The sequence below is a fragment of the Actinomyces israelii DSM 43320 genome (assembly GCF_000711965.1).
In the GTDB taxonomy this organism is placed as follows: domain Bacteria; phylum Actinomycetota; class Actinomycetes; order Actinomycetales; family Actinomycetaceae; genus Actinomyces; species Actinomyces israelii.
Map to the genome: position 1 here is coordinate 28,970 of NZ_JONS01000029.1, position 20,060 is coordinate 49,029.

Annotated in this window: 8 protein-coding genes; 2 read left to right on the plus strand and 6 right to left on the minus strand. The window is 70.3% G+C overall.

The window, feature by feature from the left end:
* Positions 1-51 precede the first annotated feature (51 nt).
* Together O145_RS10595 and O145_RS19600 are read right to left on the minus strand one after the other, a co-directional pair.
* Entirely contained in the window at positions 52-2,232 is a 2,181-nt protein-coding gene (locus O145_RS10595) for a UvrD-helicase domain-containing protein (protein WP_052374996.1), read from the minus strand.
* Positions 2,232-8,768, minus strand: a complete 6,537-nt coding sequence (locus O145_RS19600; protein ID WP_052374998.1) for a DEAD/DEAH box helicase — start codon at positions 8,766-8,768, stop codon at positions 2,232-2,234. Before O145_RS19600 ends, O145_RS10595 begins: the two co-directional genes overlap by 1 nt.
* A 242-nt stretch (positions 8,769-9,010) precedes the next feature.
* Here O145_RS19600 and O145_RS10605 point away from each other — a divergent pair, with 242 nt between their 5' ends.
* Positions 9,011-9,199 (plus strand): hypothetical protein, encoded by a 189-nt coding sequence (locus O145_RS10605; protein WP_043562812.1) that lies wholly within the window; start codon positions 9,011-9,013, stop codon positions 9,197-9,199.
* 360 nt (positions 9,200-9,559) lie between these two features.
* On the opposite strand, the gene O145_RS10610 is transcribed toward O145_RS10605, so the two are convergent.
* The 4 genes from O145_RS10610 to O145_RS10625 all read right to left on the minus strand — a co-directional run bounded on the left by O145_RS10610 (position 9,560) and on the right by O145_RS10625 (position 19,553).
* Positions 9,560-10,447, minus strand: a complete 888-nt coding sequence (locus O145_RS10610) for a DNA processing protein DprA (protein WP_043562813.1) — start codon at positions 10,445-10,447, stop codon at positions 9,560-9,562.
* A 53-nt stretch (positions 10,448-10,500) separates the two neighbouring features.
* Positions 10,501-15,849, minus strand: a complete 5,349-nt coding sequence (locus tag O145_RS10615) for a hypothetical protein (RefSeq protein ID WP_052375001.1) — start codon at positions 15,847-15,849, stop codon at positions 10,501-10,503.
* Positions 15,849-18,920, minus strand: coding sequence for a DEAD/DEAH box helicase (locus tag O145_RS10620; RefSeq protein WP_084682545.1), 3,072 nt, complete (start codon positions 18,918-18,920; stop codon positions 15,849-15,851). Before O145_RS10620 ends, O145_RS10615 begins: the two co-directional genes overlap by 1 nt.
* A gap of 384 nt (positions 18,921-19,304) precedes the next feature.
* The gene (locus O145_RS10625; RefSeq protein ID WP_052375003.1) at positions 19,305-19,553 is read right to left on the minus strand and encodes a hypothetical protein; all 249 of its coding nucleotides are present in this window, start codon (positions 19,551-19,553) and stop codon (positions 19,305-19,307) included.
* Positions 19,554-19,713: 160 nt separating this feature from the next.
* Between O145_RS10625 and O145_RS10630 the strand changes: the two genes are divergently transcribed.
* Entirely contained in the window at positions 19,714-20,037 is a 324-nt protein-coding gene (locus tag O145_RS10630; RefSeq protein ID WP_169740348.1) for a transposase, read from the plus strand.
* Positions 20,038-20,060: the final 23 nt, after the last annotated feature.

The window sequence follows — 20,060 nt, forward strand, 5'->3', positions numbered from 1 at the left end:
GTCATCTCGCCGTTGACAGCACGTGCCGGCGTGCTCGTATGTGCGGGACGCTCAGCACACGAGGAGGCGTTCGCGGGCGCGGGTGGCGGAGACGTAGACGAGGTTGCGGTCGCGACGGTCGTCCCTGGCGTGCAGGGCGGAGGCGTCGCGCACCGCTACCGCCCGGTACTCCAGCCCCTTGGCGCGGTGCATCGTCATGACGCGGACGGCGTCGGGGAGGGTCTCCTCGTTGGTGGTCCGTCCGACCTCGACGGCGGGTATCTCCGCCTCGGTGAGCAGCCCCACAGTGTCCTCCACGCCCTTGCGGCTGGTACGCACGACGGCGATCTCCTGGCGCCTCATCGGCCTGTCCTGGTCCGGACTGACGAGGCGTCGCAGCCACTCGGTCAGGGCGGCGTCAGAGTCGGGCGGCAGCCCCGCCTCATCAGGCCGGTCCACCGGTGGACCGGAGAAGACCGAGCGGGCGCCGCGGAGAGTGTCGGACTGTTCGTCGAGGTCGTCGGCGTCGGGGTCAGCCACGCCGAGGGACCAGGAGAGGATCTCCTTGGAGGTGCGGTAGTTGACAGTAAGCCTGCGCGAACGCCCTCGTGTCTTAATGCCGAAACGACTCAGCGGGACGGGGCGCCCGTAAATGCGCTGGTGGGCGTCGCCGACGATAAAGAGGTCATCCTGTCCCGGGGGGACGACGCCACGCAGAAGACGCCAGTGCGCGGCGGTGAGGTCCTGCGCCTCATCAACCACGACGTGCCGGATTCCCAGGCGCTCTGCGATATCCGGGTCGCGGCCCAGGAGAAGAGCAGCCCGGTGCGGGACCTGCGACCACAGGTAGCGGCCGTCAATATCGAGGGCGTTGGTAAGCCGCTCATAGGCTTTCCACACGCTAAGACGCTGGCGTCGGGACAGGCGCGAGCCGCGACCTACTCGCGGGGTCGCGAAGTAGTCGTCCCGGCTGCTTATGGCCCCCGTGAGGATGACGGACTCGATCTCCTCGGCGAGGTCGAGGCCCGCTGGCAGACCCGTCATCCCGTCGGCGGCATCCGCGACGTAGTCCCTGTACTCACTGGAAGTCAGTGCCCGGCGTCCGTCCAGCCACTTCTCTCCCTCAGGGGACTGCCGCAGGACCCGGTGGGCGAGCGCGTCCACGGTCAGGACCCCCACGCGGCTGCCCGCCAGTCTCTGCCCGGCCAGTGTGTCGAGCTGGGTGCCGATCGTGGTGGCGAGGTTCTTGGTGTAGGTCAGCAGGAGGACCGCGGGCATCAGCCCGGTGGCCCGCTCGGCGGTCTGCTCGCACAGGAAGCGGGCACGGTGAATGGCGGTGACGGTCTTGCCGGTCCCGGCGCCGCCGGTGACCCGGTAGGGGCCGTTCCAGCCCGTGTGCCGAGCGAGAGAGGCCTGGGTCGGGTGGAGCCAGACGCGCCACGCCGCCAGGGGCCCCTCGAAGGCCGCCTGGACGGCCGCGGAGTCCTCGGCGTCGACGAAGACGATCTGGGAGATGGGGCGGCGCATGGCCTCAACGAGGTCGTCCGTGTCAACCTCCCCGACGGCGAGGTACTCCTCGCGCACGGCCTGGACGTCCTTGCCCGCCAGGAGGTCGAGGACAATGACGCCCTGCGTGAGGGGCAGCTCCTCTGCGACGGACTCCGCCTCCTGCTTGGTCCGGGCGGCCACGAGCTCCTCGGCGGAGTCCTGCCGTATCCCCAGTTCGACCAGTACAGCGGGATCCCATCCGTGAAGGGGCGACGGCGTCGCGGGGGCCGTCGGCGCCGCAGCAGTGTCCGTGTCATTCACCCGCTGCGTACTCGCGGTCCTGGCTTTATCCGGTGAGCCCGTTCTATCCGCGTCCTGCCCGGCAGCGGGACGGCTCGCGGCAGCCTCCTCGGCCTCCAGCTCCCGGGAGGCTCGGACGGCATTGGCGTCGAAGATGTCCAGGGCACCGGTTGCCGTGTTGACGCCGATCGTGACGTGCTCGGCGTACTTGTTCGCCTTGTCGTGCGTGTCCACGGCGAGCAGGCCGTAGACGTCGGCTGCGGCCTGGATCATGACGGCGCGGTGGTTGAGGTCGACGCGGGCGGTGCGCACGCGCGGGTCCGCGGCGTTCTTGAGCGACTCAATGTTCAGGCCCGGGCGCCCGGTCTGGATCTTGGCCATAAAGGCCAGGACCTTGCTCTTGAGGGTGCCGTCCAGTTTGTCGACCTGGCGGGTGAAGCGCCGTGTCATGAAGATGGTGACCATCAGTTCTCTCCTGCGAGGTGAGCCATAATGAGATCGGTAGCACGGTCTGCGGCATCCAAGGCGTTGAGGACGGTGAAGCCACGCGCCCGGAGGTAGTCGTCGCGTTCGGGGTCCGCGTCCACGACGACGGCGAGGCGCTCGTCGTCCCAGAGGAGCTCAATGGGCCAGCTGACGCGATCGTCCCCGACCTCCTCCCCCACGAGGGGAAGCCTCGCCCCGCGGTGTCGCAGTGCCTCCGTGCACAGGCGGAGCTTGCTGCTGACAAGGTCAAGGACCTCTTCCCACGCCGCGGCCTGCCCGGCGTCCTCCGTCCCACCGGGGCCAGGCGGGGGCGGTGTCTCCGGCTCCTCCGCCCGGGTAGCGTGGGCGGGTGCCGCGGTGGCGGGCGCGGGCGGGGCCTTCAGGATGGTGGGGGTGGAGGCGGTGAAGGCGCAGGCCTCCCGCGGGGGTGTGGAGCCCTGCGCGGGTGAGATGCCGAGCATCTGGAGGACGTTGCCCCACCGGAGCCAGTCGTGCCACAGCTCGGCGAAGCCGGGCCGGACGACGTCCGTGTCGGCGTCGGGAAGACGCAGGTAGGCGCTCACGCTGTGCTCGGGGCGGGTGGGGTCCTGCACGGACAGGATGATCGGCAGACCCGTTGCGGTGCGGCAGGGCAGGAGGAGGACGTCCTGGGGGCCGGTGGTCGGGACGGGGGTGCCGGCGCCCAGGGAGTCAACGGCCGCCGGCAGGGCGTCCGCGGGAACGTAGCAGGGCGGGAGGGAGGGGTCCTGGTGGCTGCCCGCCAGGGCCACGGCGACGGCGGCGGCCGCCTTCTGCCACAGGTCGCTGTCGGGGTCCTGGAGGATGGCTGTGAGCAGGTCCAGCGGGTTGGACCACAGGGCCGTGGTGCGCGGATCCTCTAGCCGGGCAGCCACGTCGGTGCGCACGGTTGAGCTCATCCACGGCGCCGACACCGCCCTGGCGGGGTTGTCGAGCTCACGCTGCGCCTCCTCGACGTCGTCCCAGGTCAGGGAGATGACCAGCTCCCCGCTCTGGCGCAGGTCGTGGCGGAGGCGCGCGTCGGCGCCGAGCCGGTTGAGACCTCCCTGGCCGGCGTGGAAGGCGCGTCCGTCGAGGTAGACGTTGACGGTGGCGCCGCGGTGGTCCTCCCTGGAGAGGGTGTAGTCGGTGACGGTCCCCCGCACCCGGCGCTGGGCGCGCACCATCCACCCGATGAGGTCGGTGCCGTCGGCGGACGGGACGGTCAGGCGCATGCTGGTGTAACCGTCACCGGTGTCGACGGGCGTCACCCTGCCGCCGTGGGCCTCGGCCCAGGCGGCGAGGTAGCGGCGGAAGCGGGCTTCGAGGACGGACTCGGGCTGGGCCTGGACGGTGATGTCGTCCAGGGAGTCGATCTTCTCCGTGGCCCACGGTTCCAGCAGGTTCTCAAGGACCTCGATGCTGCGACGGCGTGAGGCCAGCTCGAGGTGAATGGTGGGGAGGACGCCGAGCACGCAGTGATGGCAGCCGTCCCTGCTGCCCGCGCAGCGGCAGGAGCGCAGGTGGGTGAGGGCCCGGTCCAGGACGCCGCGCAGGACCTCGGGGTCGGCGTAGCGGTCGAGGTAGCCGGTGCCGCCGGGAACGGTGTCGGCGACCACCAGGTAGCGGGTGGGCACGCCCTTGCTGCGTCCGGGCACGTCGCGGATATCCAGGTGCTGCGGGTCCCCGCCCAGGTCGAGTCGGATGCCGAGCATGAGCGCGGCCTCGAGCGCGACGAGCTCGGCGGGGTCGTCCAGGGCGGTCTCGGGCAGGAGGACGCGCAGCGCCTGGGTGGTGAGCTCGTGCTTGAGGTATACGCGGGTCCACTTCTCCTTCTCGCCCCGGCGGGTGCGGCAGAAGCCGCGGTGCCGCACGGCCTGACCAGCGTTGCTGCCCTCACGCAGGTCGACGACGCCGCACATGGTGCAGGTGAGGAAGCCCGGGGCCTGGTGCTCGGTGCCGCCGACGACAAGGCCGGGTCCGGAGCGTGAGAGCGGGCCGAGGTTGTAGCTGCGGACGACTGCCCGGCTCAGGTGCTCCACGCCGAAGGTGTAGTCGCTCAGGCGCCAGGCGGAGGTGACGGAGTCCTGGGGGTCCACGCCCCAGGCCATGTCGAAGGCGAGCCGGGAGCGCTCCTCCATGGAGTCGGTGATGGTGGTGTCCTCGATGCTCGCCACGGAGGAGACCCGTCGCAGAGGCCTCATGGTGACTCGCTGACCCACGTCGGTGACGCCGAGGCTGTGGCACTGGGGGCAGCCCTCCGCCCGCGGGCTGGGACCGGACCAGCCGCAGGCGGGACAGACACAGGTGAGGCCCGCGGCGGCCTCGTCGGCGTTGAGGTCAATGGCGTCCACGACCACCTTGCGGCCGTAGGCGTAGAAGCTGGCCCCGGGTGCGAGCTCGCTCAGGGCGGTGGCCGAGGGGCGGGTGACCTCGTAGTCGACGTTCTGGATGTCCGAGGTGGCGCTGTCCTGGCTGTCGCCGCGCCACCACAGGTGCGCCTCCAGGGTGGTGGAGTCGTCCAGGAGGTTGTAGCCGGGCAGGAGGCCCTCGCGTCCCAGCGCGGTGAAGGTCTCGTTGATCTCGGGGTCGTTGAGGTGGCGCGTCTGACGGCCGCGGAGTGCCCTCGCCTCCCCGCGGAGGCGCTCGAGGTCGCGTTCGTCCGCCTCGTCGCGGTGCCCGAGAGCGAGGAGGCGGTTGATACTGGCTTGTGTCTGCTTGCTCTGCTCACGCAGGGCACGGGTCTCGGCGTTCCACCGGCTGGCGATCCTGTCCACGGCGGCGGGCAGGCCGACGCGGCAGTGGGCGATGAGGTGGTCACGGGCGGGGGCGACCTCGCCAGGGAAGAGCGCGAGGAAGGAGTCGACGAGGGTCTCGGCGTGGGTAGAGACGTAGCCGGTGAACGTGTCGAGCCAGCAGGGCGCTGGGTCTGCTGACTCTTCCCCGGTGCCGCTGGGACCGGGGCGGCGCGCGTCGCGCCACTGCTCGAAGACCGTCCTGATGCTGCCGGGCGGCGCGGGGACGGAATCGGGGACGGCGGTGTCCAGGACGTGGGCGGTGAGCTGGCGGGTGAGGAGCTCGGTGGCGCGCAGGTAGGCGGCCGGGGGCCGCACGACGCCGTCGAGGAGCTCAGCGGGCTCCTCGAGGTAGGGCATGGTGCGGGTGGTGGGGCGCACGACGGCCAGGACGAGGGCGTTGCCGTCACTACGGCCGGCGCGACCCACGCGCTGGAGGTAGCTGGCGGTGGTGCGGGGCAGGGAGGCGAGGCAGACCACGGAAAGGTCCCCGATGTCCACGCCGAGCTCGAGGGTGGGGGTGCAGGTCAGGACGTTGGGGTCCGTGCCGGTGTCGGAGCGGGCGAAGGCCTCCTCCAGCTCCTCGCGGCGCTGGCGGTCCAGGAGGGCGGTGTGCTCCCGGGCCTTGATGGGGCGCAGGCGCCCCTGGGTGTAGAGGGCGCGGTAGTAGTCGGCGCCCTGCCCCACCCCGCCCTCTGAGGCAGCCTGGCCCGGGGCGGGGCCCAGGGTCCCGGTGCAGTGCCACCGGGTGCACCGGGCACCCGTCCAGGCGGCTTCGCGCTCCGGGGCGACGGTGAGGACCTGACGGCAGCGGTCGCACACGAGCCTGGCGGCCTCACGGGTGTCGATGACCAGTCTCTTCGGGTTCAGCCCGTAGGTGCGGCCGGTGGGCGTTGACCGGGAGTCCAGGACGCCCCGGCCGGCCAGGAGCTCGGCAGCCTCGCGCAGGAGGGCCCCCGCGGAGCCGTCCGTCGGGCCGTCGCTGACGTCCAGGCAGCGTCGGGTCCAGTCCCCCGCCCAGGTGGTGGGGGCGCCGTTCAGGGTGATGAAGTCGCTGTCCTTGCCGGTCCTGCCGGTAGTGAGGAACCCGGGGCGGGCACTACGCGGGCCGAAGCGGTGCATAGCCCGGTGGCGGGCGCCGCCTCCGACGAGCCAGGTGCGCCCGTCCTGGTCGCGGTAGGGATTCAACCAGCGGTGGGCGATGCCTCCGGCCAGGCGGAGGTGGTCCAGGAGCCCGAGCAGCCACTGCTCGTAGGCGCGTCGGGGCGCCTGGGTCCCGGGGACGTAGCCTGCGCTGTTGAGGTGGGACTCGCACAGGATATCGGCGACGTCGGAGAGGTCCTCACCGGTGAGGTCGACGTCGACGTTCCAGGAGCCGGTCAGCTCCAGGGTGCGTCCGAGGCGGGCGAAGAGCCCTGCCTCCAGGTGGGCCTCCTGGACGAGGCGCTCCCGGACGGCCTTGTGGCGTGCCCCGCCCCTGTCCGCGGCGAGCCAGGTGTTGTCCCGGTCCCAGCCCATGCGTCGTACCAGGGACGGCGGGGCCAGGAGGTAGAGCTCCTGGTCGCCCTCGTGGCGTCGTGTCGTGGCCGGGACGAGGTTGTGGGAGAGGTCCTCCAGGGTGGCCCGTCCTCCGGCGGCGCGGGCGGCGCGGTAGAGGGCGGAGCGGAGGTTGAAACGGAAGGCGCGGGCCTCGATGAAGGCGGCCCGGTGGGCGGCGTCCTGGACGGAGTCGGTGAAGACGAGGGTCTTTTTCTCCTCGTCGGGCAGGTAGGTGGAGCCGAAGGCCTGGGACAGGGCGACGGACAGGAGGGTGGAGGCGGCTGTGCCCATGAAGCGGACGGCGTCCCGGGTGCCGCAGGCAGGGCAGGTGTCGCGCCTCGCGTCGTCCCCGGTCAGGGGCTGGTGGACGGGGATGAAGCGCTGGTGGGCCTCGGACTCCTCCAGGGCGGGGCGCAGGAGGGCGGGACCCGAGGGGTCGAGGAGGTGAGCGCCTTCAGGGTCGGCGGCGCGCATGAGGTAGCGCAGGCGGGAGTGGTCGGTCGAGGAGACGCCCGCCTGCCAGATGGCCAGGTGGTGGGCGTTCAGGGCGCCCTCGGTGTGGCGCTCGGCGGTGCCCGGCCTCAAGGCGGCCCAGCCGGAGGCGCCGCAGGAGCGGCAGTAGACGGCGGGGAGGAAGGTGGCGCCTTCCTCCTTCACGGTGGTGGGGGTCCACCAGGTGAAGGAGGGCTCGGCGGAGACCTCCCGCAGGAGTCGGTGGACGTCGCGGACCCAGAGCTGGACCTGGACGTCAATGAGGGGACGGAGGCGTCCTGTGGCCGGATCCTGTGTGCGGGCGTAGGAGGTGAGGGCGAGGAGGCGGCTGAGGGCGCTGACGCCGACCCTGCGGGTGGCGGGGTCGGTGGAGTACCAGGGGCGCATGGTCGCCCGCCCCAGGGCCATGAGGGCCTCGTCGACGGTGACGGGGCGCGTGCCCAGGACTCTCAGGAGGGTCTGTCCCACGGCGTGCCCTGTGAGCCGCCGGCCCAGTGCGACGGGGTCGGAGAGGTCGTCGGTGGCGGGCCTGCCGTCGTCGGTGACGAGGACGGACTGGGCCAGACGCCTCCAGCCAGCGGCGTCCGTGGGGGCGCTGACGGCGGCGATGTCACCCGGGTCCGGGAAGATCCGGGTGGCGTTCTCCCCCGGCCCGGGGAAGGCCTCGTCGGGGGTGAGACGGTCCTCGGTAATGACGCAGTCCGCCTCGAAGGGGCGTCCGAAGACGGTCCGGGCGAGGTCCCGCATGGGGGCGGTGGCTGCGTTAGCGCCGCCCGGATCGGGGCGGCCGTCCGGGGAGCGAGAGGAGGTGAGGTCGCCCAGGGTCGCGGAGGTGGCGACGGGGACGACGTCCCCCAGGGGCTGCCCCGGTCGGGCGATACCCAGGGCGGCGCCGAGGCGGCGCAGGAGCATGGCGACGTCGGTGCCCTGGGCGCCGTCGTAGGTGTGGAACTCGTCCAGGACGAGGTACTGCAGATCCTGCCCGGCGCCGCGCCACAGGTCCGCGTGGCGGGGGTCCATGAGGAGCAGGTCGAGCATCTTGTAGTTGGTGAGCAGGATGTGGGGCGGGTGGGTGCGCAGGGTGTCCCGGTGGTCGATGACGTGCTCGGCACTCATGACGCGGTGGTGCCCGTCACCGCCGATGTAGAGGCCGACGCGCACCCCGTCCAGCTCGGGGGCGCTGCTCACGGTCCGGGCGATGCGACGGGCCTGGTCGGTGGCCAGGGCGTTCATGGGGTAGAGGATGATGGCGGTAATGCCGCTGGGGCCCCTGCCGTGGGCGCGGCGCGCGTGGTCCAGCAGGGGCAGAAGGAAGGCCTCGGTCTTGCCGCTTCCGGTGCCGGTGGTCACGAGCGTGGGCCGTGGTGCGTGGTCGCGGCTGCTCAGGCGCTCAAAGGCGCGGGCCTGGTGCAGGTAGGGGGTGAACCCGGCGGGCATCCAGCTCAGGGGGCTGGCCCAGGTGGGGGTAACGCTGCGGAAGGGCGGGCGCAGTCTCAGGTAGGGGCCGCGGAAGATGCCGTGCTCGGAGGAGTCGAGGAAGGCGGCCAGGACGTTGCGCGCGGCCGGGTCGGCCAGGGAGTACGTGGTGGACAGGTACTCCACGAGCCCGGTGCGGACGTCCTCTGCAAGGAGGCTCGGCAGGCTGGGGGTGAAGGCGGCGTGCCTGCCCCGGGACGGTGCAGAGGTGCCCATTACCAGCCGCCTGCGGGGTGGGGGCCTGGGGGCGGGCACTGTCCTGAGAACGTCCAGGGGCAGGTGCGGGAGTCGAATGTCTTGCGTCGAACCAGTGAAGCGGTCAGCGCGCGGCTGTACGTCTCATTGATCCAGCGTGCGACTAGCAGGCTTGAGACCATGGCGGCTCCAGCGGCCCGGAGCGTCAAGGTGGCGTCTCCGACAGATGTCCCGGTGGTCCAGGTGTCATCAACGACAAGGACATGACCCCACTCACCGTTTCCTTCCTTGACGGTGAGGGAGCCGCTGCCGGCTATCTGGTGGGCCTGGTGCGGGACAGTAGTCGGCTGAAGGTGGAGACGGGTGAGGACAGCGAGAGCTGGAAAGGCCCGCACCATGTCTCCAAGAATGTGCGCGAGCGCGTGGTAGTGGTGAGAAGGGTGATTGAGTGAGGGGATGTAGGTGATCGCGCTTACAGGGGTCCCGCTCAGTGCTGCCAGGCATGCGTTGTGCTGAAGCATCTCGGCAAAAAGAGCTCGTACCTGCCCGTAGTCCCGGTTGAGCATTCCATTCTTATAGTTCCGCATCATATACCCGGTCTGCTGTCCCCCGACAGCGTAGATGCCGAAACCCACCTGGTCGGGCACGGCCCCGGGGACAGCGAGAAGACGTTGGCACGAACGGCAGTGGGATGAGCTGGGAGCCAGTTCGGTGCGGCACAGGGGGCACAGGGGCACGTCTGCGGCTGTGGCATTGCGGGTGTAGGTACCCAACTGGCTATTGAGCACCTCGGTGTTGCGGTTCATGTTTTCTCACTGCACTCCGAGGAGCTGGCGCTCGTGGATGATGGTGTCCACTGCGTTCAGGACGTCCTGGCTGCGTCGGGCTACTGTGACACTGGGGCGGTGGGCGTAGTGGGATCCCCAGGTGGTCTCGCGCACGACCCGCTCGGTGAGGATGAGGCCGCGGCCGTGGTCGAGGGCCTTGCGGGCCTGGATGCGGGTCCCGGAGTGCTCGCCCGCGGCGACGACGACGGTGGCCAGCCCGTACCCGCTCATGACGGCGTTGCGCATGGGGAAGGTGATGCGTGACCCGTGCGCGCCCGGGGGGAACTGGGTGGCGACCAGTCCTCCCGCGGCCACGACGCGGCGGCGCAGGTCCTTGTTCCCCGCCGGGGAGGTGGAGTCGATCCCGGTGCCCATTATGGCCACGGTGCGCCCGCCCCGGGCCAGGGCTTCCTCGTGGGCCACGGTGTCCGTACCCGCCGCGAGCCCAGAGACGACGGTCAGGCCCTGGCCGACCAGTGCGGCCGCGACCGTGCGCGCGACGTCCGCCCCCGCGTCGTCCAGGCGGCGCGTGCCGACGACGCACACCCCCAAGTCGTGCTGCCGAAGCGATCCTTCGGCGTAGAGCAGGGCGGGGGCCTCGCGGACCTCGGCGAGGGTGGAGGGGTAGGCGGGGTCGAGGATGCTGGTGATCGTCATGCCGGTGGCGAGCCACTTTGAGATGTCCTGCCGGGCGGCCTCCACCAGGGCGTCAGGGCCGAGGGGGAGCTCTACGGCGCCGCCCCGCAGCTCGTCCAGGACCGCCTGCGGGTCGCGGGTCTCCAGCAGACGCAGGACACGCTCGGGCTGACTGACATCCCGGGCGGGCGCACGGGTCACCGCCAGGACGAGCGCAAGACGATCAAGGTCAGCCACGTCCGCATCATAAGCGGCCCCACCGACACGGTCTCGGCGCACTGGTTCCAGCGTCATGACCCGGGCCGCCCCTCCTGCGCGCCCTGGCCACCATCCCCCAGGGGCCGGCCGTCGGCGTCGGTGAGGCCGGCGGCGGCGAGGCGGCGGCAGAACTCGGCGTGGGCGGCGGTCATCTCGGCCTCGCGGTCGGCCTTGGTGAAGGGGGCCTCGTAGCGGGAGAGGAAGTCGGTGTAGGGGCCGTCCTCGTACCAGGTCTCAGGCGGCTGGTCGGCGCAGGGGTCGAGCCCCGCCTTCTCCATGTCCTGGATGTAGGACATGAGGGTGGGGTAGTCGGTCTTGTCCTGGTGGACGCCGTAGGCCTGGTGGTGCCTGGCGATCTGGTGGCCCAGGGCATCGAACCACATGGTGTGCTCGTACTTGCGCAGGACGCCGAACTGGGCGCGGTAGATGAGGCAGAGCTGCTCGGCGGTGAGCCCCAGCATGATGGCGCCCAGGGCGTCGGTCTCCACCAGGGCGGCACGGCGCTCGTAGTCGCTGCGCAGGGGCGTGTCCATGGTCCAGGTGGACAGGCCGAGGTCGCCCGCGTGGTCCCAGGTAATGGGCTCCTCCCCCGCACCCGGGTCAGCGGGGTGCGGGGCCTCGGCCCGCGCCCGCTTGCCGACGGCGAGGGCGGGCCAGTCGGCGAAGGCGGGGGTCCACGCATCCTCCGGGTCCGTCAGAGGAGCGAGGGCCTTCCACAGGGGCTCAAAGTCCCGGGTGAGGCAGTTGAGGCGAAGCGTCCGCAGCAGAAGATAGCGCCAGGCGGGGTGCTTGGTGGGGGCGGGGAGTTTCTCGATGAACTCGGTGTGAAGATCCGACTTACCGCTTACCTTGACGAAGTAGTCAGCGGGCAGGGAGCACCACACACCGCACATGAGGGCGGTTGCGAGGGCGTCTTCCGGACGGGGCGAGAACCCCGCCGAGAGCTTCCCCGAAGAATCGCCGCTTCGCGGCGATTCTTCGCGTTGACATGCGTGGACAGGCGCAGCGCATGTCGACGCCGTACACGAGTGTACGGCGTTGACATGCGCTGCGCCTACTGGGATGAGGGCAGGGACCAGTGAGCGCACGAGCCCGGGAACAGTCATCCGCCGCACCGCGACACGCCAATAGCCCCAAGAGGGCACTCCATTCCAGCGATCAATGCGCGCCTCATACTGCTCGCGGGCCACAGCGGGTTGATAGTTGGTGCGAGGGATGCAGAACTCAGGAAGCTCTTCCAGATCCCATGGATCATAATCAGAGTTGTGCTTCACAACCTCACGAGGATTCTTAGCAAAAGGAGTTCCCACGTAGAAGTGAGGTCCTTGTAGGATCACCTCGTTCCATGAGGATTGAATAGCGGACTCCCACGACATCGTGCCGTCAACCTTCGCACCCTTTTCATCCCAGCACCGGGAAACCCTGATGCCCCAAGTTCCAGACATCGCCGAGTTCTGCGCCAGAACGGTCAGTACATCTTGGTGGTCCTGGAGGAGCGGGCGCATGAGTCGAGCCTGGGAAGCAGGAACACTTGAATCATCGATAAGCCTACCCCAGACACCAAGAACACTATTGTCAACTCTCACAATGCGAGCCGAGTGAGGACGCCTATCCCACCCACCCTCTCGCAACTGAATTCCAGGTTTCTCACCAAAGCGAGACTCAACAAGCGATTCCTCCAAGGTTCTGATGATCTGCAAACCAACAGCTTGAATGAAAGCAACCTCTCTAGAAGACCCATAAATATTCACACTGAATGACGTGTGATGATCCACCTCTTCAAACAAGCTCGCCTCATTCTCAAAATACCAGTGCCGACGGAGCCGTCGATACACAACTTCACGAAGATTTCCCGCCTTGGGGTCCATGAAGTGACCTTCAGGATGGAGGAGACCAACAATGCCATTCTCACTCGTCGAGCGCCACGTCCTCTCCATGAAGAGAGGGTAGAGGTTGAGCTGAAGTGAAGACAGCAAAGCGTGGTCGATTGAATCACCCAGAACAACACTCTGCCCGGCCGCGCTGGACACCTCAGCCAAATAACGACTATATGCCCCCTCGTCCCTTAGGACCTCATTCCTGCGTTCTTTGAATTCTGCTGCCGGGATCCTGTCCTCCAAGCAAAACCACGGGTCTTCCTCTGCAAGAAGCTCATTGTCCTTCCAGGAGACCTTGAGCCACGGCGGGTTCCCGACCTGGAGGTCGAAGCCGCCGCGGGTGAAGACCTGGGCGAAGTCGAGCTCCCAGTGGAAGAATCCCTCCTTCTCGGTGATCTCCCGGACGGTGGCGAGCCAGGGGTGCAGCACCTGGAACTCGACGGAGGAGCGCATACCGGTCTCGGCGCGCTCGGTGCGCTCAATGAGGTCGAGGTCGTCGAACCCCGCCTGATCCACCAGGCGCTCGCTGTCAACCGTCTGCACAGAGTCCAGGCCCAGGATGTCCTCCAGGGTGGCCAGCCACTCGCTCCAGTCGGGCAGTTCGTGCCGCCTGTCCAGCGGCCAGAAGGACAGGGCGCACCAGGCGTTCATGACGGTGCGCAGGCGCTGGTACATGGAGTCGGGGTCCGCGAGCGCGTTCTCAATGCGCTCACGGGTCACTGTGGAGGGCGGGGCCTGCAAGGCGTCGGGCACCCCCCAGACCTCAATGCGGCGGGAGGCCTCCTGCTCACTGACCTCCAGGCGTCGTGCCGCGATAGCCCAGAGCCTCTCCACACGCCCGGCCAGGGCGATCAGGCGCTCCTCCTGGCTGGCTCGCCTGACCGTGCGCCTGCGCAGCTCCTTCTCCGCCTTGCGGCGTCTGTCCTCATCGGCCCTGCGTGCCTGCTCGGCCAGGTCGATCTGCTGGATCTCGCCGCCGAAGAGCGCCTCGGTAATGGCCGTCCCGGCACCGGCTGAGCCGACCGATGCCACCGGGGCGCAGGCCGTCTGCTGATCAGCAGCTTCGTTCTCCAGGAATGCCTCGACCAGGGCGGCGTTGGCGTCGCGGCGCAGCACGTCATCGCGGCGGTGGTCGGGCCGCTTCAGCATGGTCTTGCGCCAGGTCCTCATGGCCTTGGCACCCGCCGGGTCGAGTTCCTTGGCCTGCTTGGCGTCGGCCACGGCGCCCCAGGTGGCCGAGGGCAGGAGGAAGTGGTGGACCTGCCCGGTGCCCAGGGTCCCCAGGGGCACGGCGGCCAGTCCCTGGTCCGTGGGGACCTCCTTGCTGTGCAGGGTCCTGGCCTTGCGCAGGGCGACCAGGTCGTAGGTGGCGCGGCGGGCTCCGATGAGGGAGTTGCCGCGCCTGAGGTGGAGGCCGAACCAGGGGGCGGCCAGGTGGGGCTGCATGACGTTGAGCCACATGGAGACCTCGGCCAGCTCCACGGCGGTGGCGTTGAGGTCCACGCCGTAGACCCGGTGCAGGGCGATCCATGCCTTGACGCGGCGCCGCTCGGAGGGCAGCCGGTCGGCGTCGATCGTCTGCCCGAGCTCCTTCTGCCTGCGCTCCAGGTAGGCCTCGGCGAGCTGGTTGACGGCCTCGTTGGCGAAGGCCCCTGATCCCAGGGCGGGTTCGCACACGCGCACGCCCAGGACCTCTGCGGCGGTCGTGTCCTCAGTGAAGAGCTCGGCCAGGGAATGGCGCACCACGCACTGGGTGAGGACCTCGGGGGTGTAGTAGGAGGCGGAGCGCTCACGGTCGCGTCCTGACAGGCGGTAGGCGAACTCCCCCGCGCCGTAACGGCGGATGCGTCTCTCCCCCGTCGTCGGGTCCGTCACCCTCACAATGTCGGAGTCCGCGTAGCGGCCCGAGCTCGCCTCGGGCACGAGCCAGGAGCCCTTGGAGGCGTCCCCGCCCTTGGCGACCTCCACCATCGGCTGGGTGGTGAGGACCCCGGAGTAGGACATGAGACCCTCGTAGACGGCGCCGAGCTGGTTAATGCCCAGGTTCGCGTACGAGATCCACCCGCCGCGCCTGCGCGCCCCGCGTGATCCTTTGCCCGTGGGGGTGGACAGCAGCAGGAGGCGGAGCACCCGGTGGAGGGCGGCGTCGGAGAGCCAGTGGCGCACCCGGCCGTCCGTGCCGTCAATGAGCGAGGTGCGGGAGCGGGCGAACAGGTCCGCGCGCAGGTCCTCCACCGGCATCTCCTGCACGCCGGGGACGTCACCGGACACCAGGCGGAAGAGGACGTCGAGGGAGGCGTGGATGTGGTGGGTGCGCGCGGCGGAGGCGGGCAGCTCCTCCAGGCACAGGTCGCGCAGCCGGTCCAGGCCGTAGCCCGAGGCGTAGTCGTCCGACGCCGTGGGCAGGACGCCCAGCTCCGGGTGGGCCTCGGCGAACAGGAGGAAGAGCAGCCGGTACAGGAAGCGCAGGGACTGGCGGGCCAGCTCGCCCGGAAGGTCCGGGTCCAGGAGGTCCTCGTCCTCCCCGGCCTCGCGCATGGAGCGCACCACGTCGCCGGCGACGATCTCCACGCTGCGGCGCAGGCCGTCGCGCAGCTCGGCGGAGACCCCCACGGCGTGGTTGGTGGAGTCCTGGGTCAGGGAGTCCATGACGGTGGTGCCCTCGGGTGTGGGCAGGAGGACCTCGCCGCTCATGAGCCCGGCCACGCGGGCCAGGCCGCCTGACGTCGTCGCCTCCCGGCGCTCCATGGCGGTCACCAGGTCCAGGGCCAGGTAGCGGCCCTCGGACCAGCGCGGGGCGTCGGTGAGCAGGGCCCAGCGGCCTGCCAGCACCAGGGCGTAGCGGGCAGCGGCGTCGGAGGCGAAGAGCTCGGACAGGGCCCGGGCCACGGTGAAGACGGGCTCCGGCTTCCCGCTCGCACTCGTGCGGCTCAGGGGCGTCACGAGCTCCCCGGTTCCGGGCGGCGCCTGGTCCGCCGCCCCGCCTGGCGCCCGCTCCTCGGCCAGCAGGTCCCCGATCCCGTCCGTCGCGCAGGCCTCCAGCACCACGAGGGCGTGGCCCCCGGGGCCGCGCACGTCCAGCAGCACCGGGACCACGAGCTCGCGCTCGCCCTGGAGGGTGACCAGCTCGGTGCGGTGGCTCGTCTCCAGGACGGCAGCGGCCTCCTCGGAACCGGCGGTACCGGGCGGATCAGGGAGGAGGCCGAGAGCCTCCAGGAGGCGGTCGTGGGCGGGGGCCAGGAGGCGGGCGGAGGTCTGCCTGGCCGCGTCGTCACGCACACCGCCGGCCACCGCGCCGCCAGTCCCCTCGGTGGCGTCCAGGGCCTGGTGGACGGCACGCAGGTAGTCCCCCGACACTGAGAGCAGCCCGTGAAGGGGGTCGGCGCCGCCTGCCTTGGCCTGTGCGCGCCAGCCCTTGACCAGGCCGGAGAGTCGTGCCGGGAAGCCCTCGGCGAGCCAGTGGGCGGAGAGGAACTCGGTGTCGTTGACAATGACGTCGTCCATCACATGCTCCTGGGGACGATGACGGCCAGCAACCGGACATGGGGCTCCCCTGTCACCTGCATGGAGGTGATGAGGTCGTCAATGCCCTGGGCCGTGCGTTCAATGCGCTCCCGTCTCGCGCGGGAGACCGATGGCAGGGTCAGGTGGTCCAGGCTCTCCTGGTGCCAGACGGACAGGCGTTCGCGGTCGGCCGCCAGGCGCGCGTCGAAGTCGCCCTCGAACTCCGCACGGCGCCTGCGCAAGGCGGTGGTGGCGGCTTCCAGTGCCACGGGAACGCCCGGGCGCAGCCGCTCCAGGAGCTCCTCCTCCAGCGCGCCCGTGTTAATGGCGCGGTCGTCCAGGCCCGCACGGCGCAGGAGGGTCACCATGTCCTCGATCCCGACCACGGACGGACCGGCCGAGCTGGTGCGCCCCGCGTCCTCGACGCCGGATCCCCGGGAGCCTTGCCCGGTGTCCGGCAGTGCCACGCCCACGGCGTCCAGGCTCGCAATGACCACCTGCCCGGCGCCGTTGGCCCAGGTCGCCTGCGTCAGGTAGGTGGGCTGGTCGACCTCGCCGGTCACCACCAGGGCGGTGCCGCGCTCGGTGACGCCCAGGCCCCGGTCGGCCGCCCACTCGGCCACCGGGTGGGCGGGGGTGAGGAACTGGACGTCCGGCCAGGCGTCACCGGAGCTGGTGGACTCCTGGGCGGCCTGCAGGCGCCTCTCGGCCAGCGGGCCCGAGCCGGTCACCGCGATGGCGTCCAGGACCGAGTCCTCGCCGCGCACGAGCTCCCGTGGCAGGTTGCGCAGACGGGTGCGCAGGCCTGAGCGGAGCGCCACCGCGGAGTCCGTGCGCAGCTCCAGGAGGTCGTGCTTGCTGTCCCGGCGCACCTGGAACTCCTCGCGCTCAGCAGGGGTCATCGTCCCGCGCAGGACCGCGGCGACGTAGTCGTCGTCATCGGCGAAGAGGCGTGCCACCTCAGCGGTGCCGCTCGGTGCGCCGTCGTGGTGGTGGTCTGTGCGCGCCACCGGGGGCTGCACGTCCGGGGACTGCGCGTCCGGGGGCCGTGTACCCGCCGGTGCGTTGCCACCGGGCGCGTCTCCGGCCAGCCCCAGGGCGACGCGCAGGAACGGGTTGTCGGCGACGACCCGGGCGGGGGCCGCGGAGACGTCCTCGACGGTGCGCCCGCGCGCCAGGGCGTCCATGACCGCGCGCTCCTCCAGGCCGCCGTCGTACTCGGTGACGTCCAGGTCCATGAGCACCCCGGCGTCTCCTAGTGCGCGGTTGGCCTCGTGCTCCTTGGTGAGCAGGGAGGTGACCACGCGGACCTCGCTCGTGGCGTCCTCGTCAGCCAGGGCCAGGGCGTGGATCGCGGGGGCGTGGCGCTGCCCGTAGCGGTCGATGCGCCCGTTGCGCTGCTGGAGGCGGATAAAGGACCAGGGGACGTCGTAGTGCACGAGCAGGTGGCACTGCTTGTGCAGGTTGAGGCCCTCGGAGGCCATGTCCGAGGCCAGGAGCACCCGGATCGGGGAGCGCTTCTGGCCGAAGGACTCCACAGTGGACTGGATGGTGTCGTCGGACTGGCTGGCGTAGAGGGTGCGGACCGCGTCCTTGGGCATGTGCAGGCGGCCGGGGAGCTCACGCGCCAGCATCTCAATGGTGTCAATGCGTTCGGAGAAGACGACGACACGGGTGTCGCTGTCCCGGCCCACGCCGAGCTCCTTCAGGAGGGAGGTGAGCGCCCTGGTCTTGGCCGGGGCAGTCACTTGGGCGGTCAGGGAGTCCAGACGGGTCAGGGCGCGCCGCTCAGCGGTCTGGGCGGCGCCGTTGGCGCCCGACAGGGTGCGCAGGCGGTTGGCGATGGTGGAGCGCAGGGCATGCGGGGAGGACAGGAAGGCCTTGAACAGGGTCCAGGGGAAGAGCGTGCGGCCCCGGCCGGTCACGGGGGCGGACCCGCCCGCGGGGTGGAGCCACACGGAGTCCAGCTCGGCCATGACCTCACGCTCGGCGGCGCCGGGGGCCACCGGGTGGACGGTCGGCTGGAGGCGCTCACGCCAGCGGTCAGCGATCTCGGAGCGCACCTCCGGGCTGCCGCGGTGGCGGCGCACGTAGAGGTGGGCGATGTCAGCCGAGGAGTAGGAGCGGGGGTCGGCGATCGCCGTGGGGTCCAGCAAGGAGACGAGCTCGGCGAAGGACTCCGCGCTGCCGTTGTGGGGCGTGGCCGAGGCCAGGACGAGGGCGTCGGAGTTCGCCGCCAGGATCCGGGCCAGCTCGTTGTTCTGGGTGCCGCGGTTGATGAGGTTGTGGCACTCGTCGATGACGACGGCGTCCCAGCGGTGGGAGCGCAGGTGGTGGCGGTACAGGTGCGGGTTCTTCAAGGTGTCGATGGAGACGATCACCCGGTGGAAGTAGGCGAAGGGGTTGCGTCCGGCGGGCAGGTCCCGCTGGACGCGCTGGATGCCGGCGGAGTCCAGGCGCACCAGGGGGATGCCGAAGCGCGTGAACATCTCGTACTGGAACTGCTTGAGGACCGCGCGCGGCGTGACCACGAGGACGCGGTCCCCGCGGCCGCGGGCAATGAGCTCGGACAGGGCGATGCCGATCTCCAGGGTCTTGCCCAGGCCCACCGCGTCGCCGATCAGCAGGCGCGGGCGCAGGTTGGACAGCATGGTCCGGGCCGGGCGCAGCTGGTAGTCCAGGTGGTCCAGGAGGGCGCGGTGACCGGCGACCACGCGGGTGTCCGCCACCGGGACCGGGCTGCGGCGCATGACGGCGTCCAGCCACAGGCGCGTACTCAGGAACGCCCCGGAGGTGTCCGGTACCAGGCGGACCTGACGCGGGTCGAGGCGCCGGACCTCGTCGATGGCGGAGAAGAAGGTGGCCTCGTGGTCCCGCACGAGCTCGGAGGCGCCCGTGACCTCCAGCCGCACGCCCGGGGTGGCCGGTGAGACCGTACGGACGATCCACTCCTCGTCGCGGATGACCACCCGCTCGCCGGTGGCGTAGGAGGAGAGCCCGTCGTCGGCCCGGGCGGCCGGGTGGCCGGACGGTCCGCCGAGTGGGTCCGGGACCGTGCCCGAAAGTTCCATCGCCCGCTCCTCCACCAGCTCCGGCCGTGACAGCTGGCAGAACCCTACCAGCGCGCCTCGACTGCCCCAGCGCCACAGTCAGCGCCTGCATCGCCCGTGACCATACCGCGATGCGCACAACCGCGGGTGGGCTAAGGTGCGGAGTGACGGGGCTCGGGCGGGGCGCCGTCGGGAGACGGGTCGCCCCGGCACAGGGCCCGTGTTGTGCGTTCGCGGATGACCGTGCAGTGCGCTCGGGAGGCCCGGGTCGGGGCCCCGCCCCACGGCTCACACCCGCCCCGCGGCGCCCTCTTCGTCCCATCGTTGGGAAGCGTCGGACTCTGTTCGGACCGCCTGTGACCGGATGGGTTGCCCTGCAGGCGATCCCGCGCTCGGCACGGTCGTTCAGATCCGAGCCAGCCGGTCCTCAGCGGTCGGCGCGTCCTGAGTGAGCTCCTGCAGCGCGCTACGGGCTGTTTCTGGATCATCGCGCACCGCAGCGGCGAGCTGGATGTGCCTCCACGCAATGCGCCCGCATCTGATCGCGTTCTGCCACCCAGGCTGCGCGTCGACTCCGAACTCATTGATGAGGAGCTCGATGACGTCCTCCAGGCAGGGGCGGAACCGGGCCCCTCCGAGAGGGAAGTGGATCATCTGAAGGCCACGCGGAGAAGCGGGATCGAGGTCCTTCCTCTGAGCCGGTCGTGAGCACGCCCTGTCCGAGACGTACATGGCGTGCAGGAGTGAGGTGCCTGGTGTTTCTTGGACAGTGGTGGAAAGAGTACTGTTTTGAGAGATGAGGTATAATCTGATTATGTCGGCACAGGGACTCAGTAGTGAGCTCGGGGAGCAGGTGGTCCTTGAGGTAGTCGAGAAGGACCGGACAATAGCCGAGGTGGCGAGGTCCTACGGGCTGGTTCCTCAGACGGTGGGAAACTGGGTCAAGAAATGGCGGAAGGACCACCCGGAGTCCGTGGACTCCGAGGTCGGTGCGGAGCAGTCGGCGGAGAGCAGGAGGCTGCGCGCCTGGCTGCGAGAGGCCAGGAGCTGGGAAGCGAGCTCCGAGAAAAGCGGCTTCCTTACCTTCGCCCAGAGGGTCCCGGTAGGCGCCCGGTACGCGCTGCGTCCACCGCGGTAGACAGGAAGCTACCCGATCACCAT